The organism is Phytoactinopolyspora mesophila, from assembly GCF_010122465.1.
Taxonomy (GTDB): Bacteria; Actinomycetota; Actinomycetes; order Jiangellales; family Jiangellaceae; genus Phytoactinopolyspora; species Phytoactinopolyspora mesophila.
Map to the genome: position 1 here is coordinate 340,716 of NZ_WLZY01000003.1, position 14,145 is coordinate 354,860.

Here is a 14,145-nt window from a genome sequence, read left to right on the forward strand (position 1 = left end):
AAAACCCACCAAACATGATCATTTAGGGAAGCGTCAGGAGGTGCGAGTGACGACGGTGTCGCAGAGCGCCTCCAGCGCCCGACGCGCCGGCACGTCGGGAACCGAGGCCAGGGCCGCGCGGGCGTCGTCGGCCCAACGGAACACCTCGCGGCGAGCCTCCTCCATCGCCGGATGGGCCCGCAGCAGCCTCAGAGCCTCCGCGTGGTCGGAGTCGTCGGCGATCGGTCCGGAGATGAGTTCGAGCAATCGTTCGTCGCCTGCCCGGGCCGCGCGCCGGGCGTACAGGACCGGGAGCGTGGCCACACCCTCTCGCAAGTCGGTACCGGGCGTCTTGCCCGACAGCGCTGACTCGCCGGCGATGTCGAGCAGGTCGTCGGCGAGCTGGAAAGCCATACCTATCCGTTCGCCGTAGTCGCCGAGCATGTCGACGACGTCGGAGTCGGCGCCGGCGTGCAACGCGCCCAGTCGGACCGATGCCGCGATCAACGAGGCGGTCTTGTCGGTCAACACGGACAAGTAGTGCTCGACCGGATCTTCGCCCTCGCCGGCACCGATCGTTTCCCGCAACTGCCCCTGCACCAGCCGGCGGAAGGTGCGCGCCTGGATCCGCACCGATTCCGGGCCGAGATCGGCAAGCATGTCCGACGCGCAGGCGAAGAGGAAGTCACCGGTCAGGATGGCCACGGTGTTATCCCACCGGGCATTGGCACTAGGACCGCCTCGGCGCAGCTGGGCTTCGTCCATGACGTCGTCGTGATAGAGCGTCCCGACATGGGTCAGCTCGACGACCACCGCAGCCGGCACCACGCCCGGCGCCTCGATGTCGCCGAAACTGGCAGCTACGAGGGTCAGCAGCGGCCGGAACCGCTTTCCGCCCGCGCGCACAAGATGCCGGGACGCCTCCGACAGCACATCGTCGTCGGATTTCACCGCCTCATGGAGCCGTTGTTCGACGTCGTCGAGCGCTGAACTCACCGACGCTTCGAGGTCAGCGTCGACCGACGGGATCCCGAGACTGCTAACACTCACCGAGCCCTCCCAACCTGACCTTCATCCTGAGTCCGCTATTGCCATGCCGACACGCCTGTGGGAAATAGATCGCTTCTATTCCATCAGACCCCGTCGTGATGCGATGCGCCCGCAGCTAGAGGCTGCCGGCGCCGAAACACTAGTGTCGCGTACCTCCCCGTCCGGCGAATAAGAGACCCCGGCCAATGTGGGCCCTGGGCGCGTGTGCCCACACGCGCCCGCCCGGCGTTTTTCCCGCTTTCCCGCGGACGTGAAGACATGTTCCCCAGTTCGCGCGATACGGCACATCAGCGGATGAAGACCGCGGCTTGTTCCGCCAGGTCCAGCAGCGGTCCCGGCAGGATGCCCAGGGCGATCGTCGCAACCGCGGCGGCTCCGATGCCAACGACGGTCCACCCACTCGGAACGGCCACGGTGGGTCCTTCCGAAGCGGGTTCGGAGAAGAACATCAGCACGATGACGCGCACATAGAAGAAAGCCGCCACCGCGCTCACCAGCACACCAACGATCACCAGTGGCATCGCCCCGCCTTGGAAGGCGGCAGCGAACACGGTCAGCTTGCCCACAAAACCGCTCGTGAGCGGGATGCCGGCGAGCGCCAGCAGGAACAGCCCGAAGGTCGCAGCAAGAAGTGGTGACCGCTTACCCAAACCGGCCCACTTGGACAGGTGTGTCGCCTCACCACCGGCGTCCCGGACGAGTGTGACGACGGCGAACGCGCCCAACGTGGTGAGGCCGTAGGCCGCCAGGTAGAACAGGATCGCGGCGATGGCGACCTCGTCCACGGCGACCAATGCGGTCAGGATGAACCCGGCGTGCGCGATCGACGAGTACGCGAGCATCCGTTTGACGTCGGTCTGGGTCAGCGCGACGACGATTCCGACCACCATGGTGGCGATGGCGACCGCCCACAACATCGGCTGCCAGTCGGTGCGAATCCCGCCGAAGGCGACGTAGAAGAGGCGCAGCATCGCACCGAACGCGGCCAGTTTGGTGCACGCGGCCATGAAGGCGGTGACTTGAGTGGGCGCTCCCTGGTAGACGTCCGGTGTCCACGCGTGGAACGGCACCGCACCGATCTTGAACAGCAGTCCCACAGCCATCAGGCCGACGCCGGCCAGCAACAGGCCTTCCTGACCGACCCGAGCGGTCAGTGCGGCATCGATTTCGGAGAACCGCAGCGAGCCGGCGAACCCGTAGACGAAGGCCGACCCGAACAGGAAGAACCCGGAGGCGAAAGCACCCAGGAGGAAGTACTTCATGGCCGCTTCCTGCGACAGCAGACGGCGGCGCCGCGCCATGCCGCAGAGCAGGTACAACGGCAGCGACAAGACCTCGAGCGCGATGAACAAGACGAGAAGGTCGTTCGCCGCGGGGAAGAGCATCATCCCGCCGACGGAGAACATCATCAGCGGGTAGACCTCGGTCTGCAGCACCTTCTCGCGGACCAGTACCCGCTCGTCCTCGCTCCCGGGCAGCGACGACGCGGACGGTGCGAACGCGTCGCCGCCGGACTCGATCCGGCGTTCGGCGAAGAACATGACGCTGATGATCGCCATGACCAGCAGCGTTCCCTGAAGGAACAGAGCCGGGCCGTCGATGGCGACGGAACCAACGGCTCCGACGATCTCGGTGTCGCGCAGGCGAACCACCTGCACCAGAGCGGCAACCAAGGCGACCAGAGCCAGCCCGACCTGGACGGCATGCCGGGGACGTCGCGGCACGAACGCCTCGACCAGCACCCCGACGACACCCGCGCCGAGGACGATGATCATCGGCAGCAGGGCGGCGTATTCGATAGACGGCGCGGTCACTGATCGTTCCCTTCAATGACGGTGTCGACAACGTTTATCAGCGGCGGCGGAACGTCGACTTCCACCTCGGCGAGGGTGGGCCCGACGCCGTCGTCGATCACATCGATCACGGTCCTCGGGAAGACCCCGATGGCCAAGATCAGCGCGATCAGCGGAGCAACCACGGCGATCTCACGCCGGCCGAGGTCGCGCATCCCGGCGCTTTCCTCCCGCACCGGACCGGTCATGGTCCGCTGATAGAGCCAGAGGATGTACAGCGCGGCGAGCACGATACCGCCGGTGGCGATCACAGCTGCGGCCCGGTAGCGCTCGAAAGTACCCGCGATGACCAGGAACTCGGAGAGGAACGTCGCCAGCGGCGGCAAGGCCAGGCCGGACAACCCGGCGAAGAGGAACACACCAGCCAGCTTCGGAGCGGGTTTCTGGATCCCGCCGTAGTCGGCCACCAGCCGCGAGTTGCGCCGCGAGATCATGAATCCGACGACGACGAACAGCGCGATGGTCGACAACCCGTGGTTGACCATGTAGAACGTCGCTCCGGTAGCGCCACGATCGGTCAGGGCGAAAATGCCCAGCACGATGAACCCGAAGTGCGAGATCGACGTGTAGCCGATCAGGCGCTTCATGTCCGTCTGTCCGATGGCCAGCAGCGCACCGTAGACGATGCTGATGACCGCGAGCACAACGATGAATGGCGCGAACTCAGCGGCCGCCGCCGGGAAGAGCGGAACGGCCAGCGCGATCATGCCGAAGGTGCCGACCTTGTCCGCGACTCCGGAGAGGAACGCGGCGTTGGACGGCGTCGCCTCCGCGGCGGCATCGGGCAACCACGTGTGGAAAGGCCACAACGGCGCCTTGATGGCGAATGCCAACATGAAGCCGAGGAACATCCACCGCTGCGCGTCGGTGCCGATGTCCAGTGCCATCAGGTCCGCTAGCAGGAACGACGGGTTCCCGGCATCGACCGACTGAACGTACACACCGATCACGGCGGCGAGCATCACCAGGCCACCGAAGAGGTTGTACAGCAAGAACTTCAGCGCGGCGTACCGGCGCTGCGGCCCGCCGTACATCCCGATCATGAAGTACAGCGGGATCAGCATCGCCTCGAAGACGATGTAGAACAGCAGCAGGTCCTTGGCGAGGAACGCCGCCAGGATCATCGCCTCGACCAGCAGCAGCAGCGCGAAGAACGGCTTCGGATCCCGCTTCTCAGCATCGGCCTCGGGCCACATCGCCATGGCGACGATCGGCGTCGCCACCGCGGTGAGCGCGATCAGCGCGATCCCGATGCCGTCCACGCCGAGCGCCCAGTGGATGCCCAGCGCCTCGATCCATGCGTGCTGTTCGGCCAGCTGATAGCGGTCACCGCCCAGCTCGAACTGGGAGATCACGGCGACCGCCACAGCCAGGGTCAGCAGCGAAAACGCGATCGCCACTTGCTTGGCGAGCTTTCCGCGCCCGGACGGCACCAGCGCCGTCAGCACGGCCCCGAGCGCGGGCACCGCGATGAGTGTGGTCAACCAGGGAAACGTCACGGCAACCTCACCAACAGCATGGCAATGACGACTAGGCCGGCGCCGGCCAGCATGGTCAGTGCGTACGAGCGGACGAAACCGGTCTGCCAGCGTCGCCAGCGGGCCGACAGGCCGCCGACGGCGGTCGCGGCCCCGACGACGGCGCCGTCGACGCCACGGTTCTCGGCGTAAACCAACGACCGGGTCAGGTACTGGCCGGGCCGCATCAGCACGGCCTCGTTGAAGGCGTCCCCGTACAGATCACGACGGGCAGCCACCGTGATCGGGTTGCCTGCCGGCGCGACCGGCGACACCGGACGACGCTGATACAAGAACCAGGCCAGTGCTGCTCCGGCCACCACGGTGGTCAAAGTGATGGCGATCAGCAGGGGCAGCGGTATCGGCAGATCCGGGTGTTCCTCACCGGTGACGGGCTCGAGCCAGTCGACGATCCCGCCGCCGATGTACAGCAGCCCCGCACCGCCGGCGACCGACAGGACGCCCAGGCCGATCAACGGCCAGGTCATCACCTTCGGCGACTCGTGCGGATGAGCGACTGTGCCTGTGGTCGCGCTCGTCGTCTCCGTCGTTCCTCCTCCGACTTCTCGCCGCTCCTCCGACCAACGTTTGCTGGTGAAGAACGTCATCAACATGACGCGGGTCATGTAGAAGGCTGTGATACCGGCACCGAGCAGCGCGCAGATCCCGATGAGAATGCCCTCACCGAAAGCGGCCTCGATGATCAGGTCCTTGGAGAAGTACCCGGCGAACGGCGGGATGCCGATGATCGCCAGATAACCGAGGCCGAACGTCGCGAAGGTGACCGGCATCGCGGCGCGCAGTGCGCCGAACCTGCGCATGTCCACCTCGTCGTTCATGCCGTGCATGACCGATCCGGCGCCCAGGAAGAGATTGGCCTTGAAGAAGCCGTGGGTGATCAGGTGGAAGATCGCGAAGGCGTAGCCCGCCGGTCCGAGCCCGGCGGCGAGCATCATGTAACCGATCTGGCTCATCGTGGACCCAGCCAGCGCCTTCTTGATGTCGTCCTTGGCGCACGCGATGATCGCACCCATCAGCAACGTGATGGCTCCGATGACGACGACGGCCGTACGCGCTTGAGGCGCGAGGTCGTAGATCGCCGCGGAGCGCACCACCAGGTAGACGCCGGCGGTGACCATCGTGGCCGCGTGGATCAGCGCCGACACGGGTGTCGGGCCTTCCATCGCGTCCAGCAGCCAGGACTGCAGCGGGAACTGTGCCGACTTACCGCATGCGGCCAGCAACAGCAGCAGGCCGATCGCGTTCAGCCAGCCGGTGGGAGCACCCGCTTCGGCGCCGGCGAACACCATCTCGAACGACGAGGAGCCGAACACGATCAGCATCGAGGCGACGGCGAGCACCATCCCCATGTCGCCGACCCGGTTGACCACGAACGCCTTCTTGGCGGCGACAGCCGCGGACGGCTTGTGTTGCCAGAAGCCGATCAGCAGGTAGGACGCCAGTCCGACACCCTCCCAGCCGATGAACATGATCAGGTAGTCGGCCGCCAGGACCAGTAGCAGCATCGCCGCGACGAAGAGGTTCAGGTACGCGAAGAACCGTCGCCGGCGCTCGTCGTGCTCCATGTAGCCGATCGAGTAGACATGGATCAGCGAACCCACGCCGGTGATCAGCAGGACGAAGGCCATCGAAAGCTGGTCGAGGAGCAGGTCCACTCGGACCTCGTAGCCGCCGGCGTTGAACCATTCCCACAGCGGCACCAGGAACGAGCGCTCGCCGCCGGACTCACCGAGCATGGTGATGAACAGGGCGACAGCAACGACGAACGAGGCGACGGCCGCACCCGTGCCGATCAGGTGGCCGGTGCGGTCCAGCTTCCTGCCGCCGAGCAGCAGGATCGCCGCTCCCAGCAGTGGCAGCGCGATCAGCAGCCACGTCCAGGAGATCAGGCCGCTGGCCTCTTGAACGACTTGGTGCGTCTGATCAGCCTGGGCAGCGAAACTCTGTGTCAACGAGTTGATCGAATTCACCTGTCCCCACCCGTCACAACTTCAGCAGGCTGGCATCGTCGACCGATGCGGACCTGCGAGTTCGGAAAATCATCACGATGATGGCCAGGCCGACCACGACCTCTGCGGCAGCAACGACCATGACGAAGAACGCCACGATCTGACCGTCGAGGTTGCCGTGCATCCGCGCGAACGTCACGAAGGCGAGGTTGGCCGCGTTGAGCATGAGCTCGACACTCATGAAAGCCACCAGGGCGTTTCGCCGCAGCAATACACCGGCGCTGCCAATGGTGAACAAGATGGTGGCCAGCACCAGGTACGACGTGGGGTTCATCGAGGCGCACCTCCGTCGCCAGAGCCGGAATCATCGCCGTCGGTGGAATCCGTCTCGGCCCCGGGCTCACCTGGACCGGCGACGCCGCCCGGCTCGCTCGCCGGCGGCTCAGCTCCGGGGTGAACGTCTTGTCCGGCATCGGCGTCGGCTCGCGGTCCCGCCTCGGAGTCCGGCACAGGCTCGTCCTCGTCCTCCCCGATCCGGCCGACATCGCCGGCGAATTCCTCCGGGGGACGTGCGGCACCGCGGGCCACCAGCACCTGGGAGACCGACGACTCGGCCGGGGTGCCGTCCGGCAGCAGCGCCGGCGTGTCGACCGCATTGTGCCGGGCGTACACACCTGGCACCGGGTTGCCGGCCGCTTCACGCGGATCACCCTCGCGGAACCGTCGCTCAGAGAGCTCGCGCTGGCTGAGCCGGCGGTTGCGCCGCTCGCGGTGGGTGAGGACCATGGCGCCGACGGCGGCGGTGATCAGGACGGCGGCCACCACCTCGAAAGCCCAGACATAACGACCGAAGATCAGGTCAGCGATGCCGTAGACGTTGCCCTCCGGTGCCGCCGCGGCTGTGCCTGCGGGGTCTGGCAGCGCCGCTCGGCCGGCGACGCCGGTGAGCAGAATGACGACGCCGATGACCGCCAGGGCGGCAGCACCACGCTGCCCGCGGATGGTCTCGACCCGGGAGTCGGACGCATCGACGCCGACCAGCATGATGACGAAGAGGAACAGCATCATGATCGCGCCGGTGTAGACGACGATCTGCACGACGCCGAGGAACGGCGCTTCCAACGCGATGTAGAGGATCGCCAAGCCCACCATGGTGACCGCCAGGAACAAGGCGCCGTGCACCGCTTTGCGGGAGAAGACGAGCCCGAGCGCACCGATCACGGCCAGTGGCGCGATGATCCAGAAAAGGATCTGTTCACCTGTGGACCCGGTGGAGGTCTCGGTCACCTGGGTGGCGACAGTGGCCAGGAGACTCACCGGCCCCCCTCTCCGGCTGATGTACCCGAGCGCGAGTCACTTCCGCCGCCGCCCTGCAGGCCGGCGCCGAGGTAATAGTCGCGTTCGTCGTCACCCAAACGCATCGGGTGCGGCGGGTCTTCCATGCCCGGCAACAGCGGCGCGAGCAGATCCTTCTTCTCGTAGATCAGGCTCTCTCGCGTATGGTCCGCGAGTTCGTACTCGTTGGTCATCGTGAGCGCGCGCGTCGGGCAGGCCTCGATACAAAGGCCACAGAGGATGCAGCGCAGATAATTGATCTGGTACACCCTGCCGTATCGCTCACCGGGCGAGTAACGCTGGTCGTCGGTGTTGGGTGCGCCCTCGACATAGATGGCGTCCGCCGGGCACGCCCACGCACACAGCTCGCAGCCGACGCACTTCTCCAGCCCATCCGGGTGCCGGTTGAGCTGATGGCGGCCGTGGAATCGCGGCGCTACCGGGTGTCGTTGCTCCGGATACTGCTCGGTTACCTTCTTACGGAACATGGTCCGGAAGGTGACCCCGAACCCTGCTACCGGATCGAGGAAACTAGGCACTGCTGCCCTCCTCAGAGCTGTTGCTCTCATTGGTTTCATCGGCCATGCGCCCCGGCGCCACCGGAGCAGCGCTGAGCTGCTGGCCTGGCAGCGGCGGGACCGGGTGGCCGCCTGCGAACGCGTCGAACGGTTTCTCGGCCGCTTCGGTCTCAGCACTGGATTCGTCGCTGCCCGGCCGTTCGGTGAACAACGGAATCACCCACGACGCCACCAGGATGACGGCCAGGACGATACCGCCCCAGATCAACAGCTCCTGGCGCTCGACACCTTCGTTCAGCGCCAGGCGCATCCCCGCGACGGCGACGATCCAGACCAGCGAGACCGGGATGAGCACCTTCCACCCAAGCTTCATGAACTGGTCGTAGCGGAACCTGGGCAAGGTTCCACGCAACCAGATGAAGAGGAAGAGCAGGGCGATGACCTTGCCGAAGAACCACAGAAGCGGCCACCAGCCCTCGTTGAACATGCCGTCGTTGATTGCTGACAGCGGCCATGGCGCCCGCCAGCCCCCAAGGAACAGAGTGGTCGCGAGGGCCGAAACATTGACCATGTTGATGTACTCGGCGAGGAAGAACAGCGCGTACTTGATCGACGAGTACTCGGTTCCCCATCCGGCGACGAGCTCTCCCTCGGCCTCGGGGAGGTCGAAGGGGGCCCGGTTGACCTCGCCGACCATCGAGATCAGGTAGACGGCGAACGACGGGGCCAGGATCAGCCCGTACCAGAGCCGTTCCTGGCCTTCCACAATGCCCGACGTGGACATCGTGCCGGCGAACAGGAACACCCCCACGAACGAAAGCCCCATGGCCAGCTCGTAGGAGATCACCTGGGCAGAAGACCGCAGGCCGCCCAGCAACGGGTACGTGGAACCGCTGGACCAGCCGGCGAGCATCAGCCCGTAGACGCCGACGGAGGCGATCGCCAGCACCAGCAGCACCGCGACCGGAGTATCGGTCAGCTGCAGGCGGGTCGTCTGCCCGAAGATCGACACTTCAGGGCCAAGCGGAATGAGGGCGAAGATCAGGAACGCCGGAACAACGGCGACGATCGGCGCGAGTATGTAGACGACCTTGTCGGCCGCCTTCGGGATGATGTCTTCCTTCAGCATGAGCTTGACGCCGTCAGCGAGGCTCTGCAGCCAGCCCTTGGGCCCAACTCGGTTCGGGCCGACCCGGTGCTGCATCTTCGCCACGGTCTTGCGCTCGAACACGATGGTGAAGAGCACCAACAAGACCAGGATCACGAAGATGGCCACACACTTGATCGCGATGATCCACCACGGATCGTCGCCGAATCCCTCGACCTGATCAACCGCCCGGATGTCAGTGAGCGCCAGCCCGGGGATCATGCGTCACCTCCAGAGAGCGTCACGACCGCGCCTGGTCCGGCGCCCAGATCCACGTGGACCCGGCAGCCGGCGGAATTCTGTGGAAGCCACACGACGCGGTCGGGCATCTCGGTCACCGCCAGCGGCAGCGTCACCGAGCCGGTGGACGTGCTGATAGTCAGCAGTTCGCCATCAGCGACACCCACCTCGGCAGCCGTGACAGCTGACAGCCGGGCGCACGCTCGACGGGCGGTCCGCGCCAGGTGCGGCTCGCCGTCCTGTCCGCGACCGAGGTCGAGCATCATCCGCCAGGTCGCGAGTACAGCCTGGTTGGCAGCGGCCTCCGGCGGTTCGGCGGAGTGCCCGCCCGGCTCCGGCGGCTCACCCGGCCAGGCACCGAGTTCAGCGATCTCGGCACGCACCGCGTCCAGGTCACGGACTCCGAGGGCGGTGCCTAGCTCGGCCGCGACCGCGTCGAGCGCCATCGCGTCGGACCAGGCGGCGCTGTGTTGCAAGACCTTGGGGAACGGCCGGTGGCGGCCTTCCCAGTTGACGAAGGTCCCGGCTTTCTCCGCCGGCGGCGCGACCGGGAGGACCACATCGGCCAGCTCGGTCACCTCGCTGGAGCGGGCCTCGAGACTCAGCACGAAGCCGGCGTTCTCCAGAGCCGCCCGCGCGGCCACCGGATCAGGCAGGTCCGCCAGCTCGACACCACCGACGACGATGCCAGTGAGCGTCCCGTCGGACAGACTCGTCAAGATCCCGCTGGTATCGCGGCCTTCCAACGGCGGCAGGTTCTGCACTCCCCACACAGCAGCCATGTCGACGCGCGCTTCCGCCTGTTCGATCGGGCGGCCACCGGGAAGTAGGGTCGGCAGCAGGCCGGCTTCCACCGCGCCGAGCTCACCGGCCCGGCGCGGCACCCAGGCGAGTCTCGCACCGGTGGCGGCGGACAGCCGCACCGCCGCACTCAACGCACCCGGCACCGTCGCCAACCGCTCGCCGACCATCAGAACGGCGCCTTCGCTGCACAGCTGATCATGCAGCGCGGCCATGGGCGACGCCTTCGCGGCGATCGCGTCCAGAATCTCGGCCTCGGTGCCTGGTGCCGCCGAGATGAGCTGACCGGAGAGCTTCTCCAGGCCACGGGAGGCAAACGGAGCCACGGAATGGATGCTCGTTCCTTTGCGCGCTGCCTTGCGCAGGCGGAGGAAAACGGTGCCAGCTTCCTCTTCGGGTTCCAAACCCGCCAGCAGCACCGTCGGCGCGGCCTCCAGGTCACCGAACGTGACCCGCCGCTCGCCACTCTGCCCGGCGGCGAACCGCTGCAGGAACCTCGTCTCCTCACTCGAGTGGCTACGCACCCGGAAATCGACGTCGTTGCTACCGAGCGCCACGCGCGCGAACTTGGAGTAGGCATAGGCATCTTCGAGGGTGACCCGTCCACCGGTCAGCACCGCCACACCCGCGTCGTCACGAGCGGCCGCCAGGCCACGCGCGGCGAGCGTCAAAGCCTCCGGCCAGGAGGCGGTCACCAGCTCACCGGTTTCCTCATCCCTGACCAGAGGATGCGTCAGGCGGTCGGGCAACGTGTACGAGCGGAACGCGAAACGGTCCTTGTCGGTGATCCACTCCTCGTTCACATCGGGGTCGTCGCCCGCCAGCCGGCGCATGACGTTGTCCCGCCGGTGATCGACGCGGATGGCGCTCCCGCAGGCGTCGTGCTCGCCGACGGACGGCACCGACACGAGGTCGAACGGGCGTGACCTGAAGCGGTAGGCCGCCGAGGTCAACGCGCCCACCGGGCAGATCTGGATGGTGTTCCCCGAGAAGTAGCTCTCGAACGGCTCTTTCTCGTAGATGCCCACTTGCTGCAGGGCGCCCCGCTCCAACAGCTCGATGAACGGGTCGCCGGCAATCTCCTGCGAGAACCGCGTGCAACGCGCGCACAGCACACACCGTTCGCGGTCGAGCAAGACCTGAGCGGAGATGTTGATCGGCTTCGGGTACGTACGCTTCTTGCCCTCGTACCGTGAGTCGCCCCGGCCGTTGCTCATCGCCTGGTTCTGCAGCGGGCATTCCCCGCCCTTGTCGCAGACCGGGCAGTCGAGCGGGTGGTTGATCAGCAGGAACTCCATGATTCCCTGCTGAGCTTTGTCGGCCACCGGCGACGTCAGCTGGGTGTTGACGACCATGCCCGGCATGACTGTGAGGGTGCACGAAGCCTGCGGCTTCGGCATCCCGCGGCCGTTGCCCATGTCGGGGACTTCGACCAGGCACTGCCGGCACGCGCCGGCCGGCTCGAGGAGTGGATGATCGCAGAACCTGGGGATCTGAATACCGATCATCTCGGCGGCACGGATCACCAGAGTGCCCTCAGGCACACTCACCTCGAAACCGTCGATGGTGAGAGTGACCAGGTTCTCCTTGGGCTCGACGTCACCCGACGCCGAGTTGGTGGTGACGGTCATTGAGCGCTGACCCCCGCTTCTTCCTGACGTTCGACGGCGAACAGGGCCGACGCCGCTGGATCGAACGGACAGCCGCCGTGCTCGAAGTGCGCAATGTACTCGTCGCGGAAATACTTGATCGACGACGTGACCGGCGAAACGCCCCCGTCGGCCAGGGCGCAGAAAGAACGCCCGGCGATGTTGTCCGACATATCGAGCAGTTTGTCTAGATCCGCTTCGGTCCCCTGGCCTTCTTCGAGCCGGTCGAAGATCTGCACCATCCACCAGAAGCCCTCACGGCATGGGGTGCATTTGCCGCACGACTCGTGTTTGTAGAAGTCGACCCACCTGGAGGTGGCCCGCACCACACACGTGGTGTCGTCGAAAATCTGCAATGCCCGGGTTCCCAGCATGGACCCGACGCCCGCCATACCCTCGAAATCGAGCGGCAGATCGGCGTGTTCGGCTGTGAGCATCGGTGTGGACGACCCACCAGGGGTCCAGAACTTCAACTCGTGCCCGGCGCGAATCCCTCCGGCCATGTCGAGTAGCTCGTTGAGCGTGATACCCAGCGGAGCCTCATACTGTCCGGGACGCGTCACATGGCCGGACAGTGAGAAGATCCCGAAGCCCGGTGACTTCTCCGAGCCCATCGACCGGAACCAGCCGGAGCCGTTGGTCACGATGGACGGCACAGAGGCGATCGTCTCCACGTTGTTGATCACCGTGGGCGAAGCGTACAGGCCGGCCACGGCCGGGAACGGCGGCTTCAGCCGCGGCTGGCCCCGGCGGCCCTCCAGCGAATCCAGCAGGGCGGTTTCCTCGCCGCAGATATAGGCACCGGCACCTGTGTGCACGATCACCTCGAGGTCGAATCCCGATCCGAGGATGTTCGATCCGAGATAGCCGGCCTCGTAAGCCTCTGCCACCGCCTGCTGCAGCCGGCGCACGACCGTCAGGACCTCACCACGAACGTAGATGAACGCATGGCTGGCGCGGATCGCATACGAGGAGATGATGACGCCCTCGATGAGCAGGTGCGGGTCGGCCATCATCAGTGGGATGTCCTTGCACGTGCCCGGCTCGGACTCGTCGGCGTTGACCACGAGGTAGGTCGGCTTCGGAGAGTCCTTGGGGACGAAGCTCCACTTCATGCCCGTGGGGAACCCCGCGCCGCCGCGGCCGCGCAGGCCGGAGTCCTTGACCGCCTCGACGATCGAATCCGGTGTGCGCTGCAGCGCCTGGCGCAGTGCCTTGTAGCCACCGTGCCGCTCGTAGACCCGCCGGGTGAAGGAGTCCTCCAGATCCCAACGGGCGGTCAGCACCGGCGTCAGGGTCGAGGCACGTTTCTCCGCCGAGGCCCCGGATGCCGTGGTCACTTCTGCTCCTCCCCGCTCTTCGTGTCGGCAGCGCCCAGCTCAGGCTGCCCGCCCTCAGGCGCGGTCCAGCCCTTTTCCTTGGCCAGCCGCAGGCCTGCCAGTGAAGCTGGCCCGGCCTGCTCGCCTTGCAAGGCGGCGCCGTCCGGGAAACCCGCGAGAACCCGTTCGGCTTGCTTCCAGGTGCACACCCGGGGCCCGCGTGTGGAGCGGACCTCGCCGCCAGACCGCAGCGTATCGACAAGATCGTGAGCGGACTCCGGCGTCTGGTTGTCGACGAACTCCCAGTTGACCATGACCACCGGAGCGAAGTCACACGCCGCGTTGCATTCGACCCGCTCCAGCGAGACCTTGCCGTCGTCGGTGGTCTCGTCATGACCGACGCCGAGGTGCTCGGACAGCTCCGACCAGATCGTATCGCCGCCCATCACCGCGCACAGCGTATTGGTGCAGACACCCACGTGATAGTCACCGACCGGGCGCCGCTTGTACATCGTGTAGAACGTGGCGACCGCAGCGACCTCAGCCTCGGTGAGCCCCAGAACGTCGGCACACATCTCGATGCCGGCAGGGGTCACGTACCCCTCATAGGACTGCACCAGGTGCAGCATGGGCAGCAGCGCGGAGCGTGGTTCCGGGTAACGGCCCACGATCTCCAGCATTTCCGCACGTGCCTTCGCGTCGAGCCTGGTATCCGCGCTCTCGGCCACCTCGGCTCCGTTCGTGTCGCTACTCATCTCGTCGCCGCT

Annotated in this window: 11 protein-coding genes; all 11 read right to left on the reverse strand. The window is 66.3% G+C overall.

Going from position 1 to position 14,145, the window contains the following annotated elements:
* Positions 1–33 precede the first annotated feature (33 nt).
* Positions 34–1,029, reverse strand: a complete 996-nt coding sequence (locus F7O44_RS11380; RefSeq protein WP_162450350.1) for a polyprenyl synthetase family protein — start codon at positions 1,027–1,029, stop codon at positions 34–36.
* Between the two features lie 287 nt (positions 1,030–1,316).
* Entirely contained in the window at positions 1,317–2,804 is a 1,488-nt protein-coding gene (gene nuoN / locus F7O44_RS11385) for an NADH-quinone oxidoreductase subunit NuoN (protein ID WP_162450533.1), read from the reverse strand.
* Between the two features lie 35 nt (positions 2,805–2,839).
* Positions 2,840–4,381 carry an NADH-quinone oxidoreductase subunit M gene (locus F7O44_RS11390; protein ID WP_162450351.1) on the reverse strand — a complete coding sequence of 514 codons (1,542 nt, stop codon included), beginning with the start codon at positions 4,379–4,381 and terminating at the stop codon, positions 2,840–2,842.
* Positions 4,378–6,309, reverse strand: a complete 1,932-nt coding sequence (gene nuoL / locus F7O44_RS11395; RefSeq protein WP_162450534.1) for an NADH-quinone oxidoreductase subunit L — start codon at positions 6,307–6,309, stop codon at positions 4,378–4,380. Before nuoL ends, F7O44_RS11390 begins: the two co-directional genes overlap by 4 nt.
* Before the next feature lie 94 nt (positions 6,310–6,403).
* Positions 6,404–6,703 carry an NADH-quinone oxidoreductase subunit NuoK gene (gene nuoK / locus F7O44_RS11400; protein ID WP_162450352.1) on the reverse strand — a complete coding sequence of 100 codons (300 nt, stop codon included), beginning with the start codon at positions 6,701–6,703 and terminating at the stop codon, positions 6,404–6,406.
* On the reverse strand, positions 6,700–7,686 hold the full coding sequence (locus F7O44_RS11405; RefSeq protein ID WP_222851274.1) for an NADH-quinone oxidoreductase subunit J: 987 nt from the start codon (positions 7,684–7,686) through the stop codon (positions 6,700–6,702). The genes nuoK and F7O44_RS11405 overlap by 4 nt, the downstream gene beginning before the upstream one ends.
* Positions 7,683–8,243: an NADH-quinone oxidoreductase subunit NuoI gene (nuoI, locus tag F7O44_RS11410; protein WP_343073861.1), complete on the reverse strand. Its 561-nt coding sequence runs from the start codon at positions 8,241–8,243 to the stop codon at positions 7,683–7,685. Before nuoI ends, F7O44_RS11405 begins: the two co-directional genes overlap by 4 nt.
* On the reverse strand, positions 8,236–9,591 hold the full coding sequence (nuoH, locus tag F7O44_RS11415) for an NADH-quinone oxidoreductase subunit NuoH (protein WP_162450354.1): 1,356 nt from the start codon (positions 9,589–9,591) through the stop codon (positions 8,236–8,238). The genes nuoI and nuoH overlap by 8 nt, the downstream gene beginning before the upstream one ends.
* On the reverse strand, positions 9,588–12,041 hold the full coding sequence (locus F7O44_RS11420; RefSeq protein WP_162450355.1) for an NADH-quinone oxidoreductase subunit G: 2,454 nt from the start codon (positions 12,039–12,041) through the stop codon (positions 9,588–9,590). The genes nuoH and F7O44_RS11420 overlap by 4 nt, the downstream gene beginning before the upstream one ends.
* Positions 12,038–13,399 (reverse strand): NADH-quinone oxidoreductase subunit NuoF, encoded by a 1,362-nt coding sequence (gene nuoF / locus F7O44_RS11425; protein WP_162450356.1) that lies wholly within the window; start codon positions 13,397–13,399, stop codon positions 12,038–12,040. The genes F7O44_RS11420 and nuoF overlap by 4 nt, the downstream gene beginning before the upstream one ends.
* Positions 13,396–14,133 carry an NADH-quinone oxidoreductase subunit NuoE gene (gene nuoE, locus F7O44_RS11430; RefSeq protein ID WP_162450357.1) on the reverse strand — a complete coding sequence of 246 codons (738 nt, stop codon included), beginning with the start codon at positions 14,131–14,133 and terminating at the stop codon, positions 13,396–13,398. Before nuoE ends, nuoF begins: the two co-directional genes overlap by 4 nt.
* Positions 14,134–14,145: the final 12 nt, after the last annotated feature.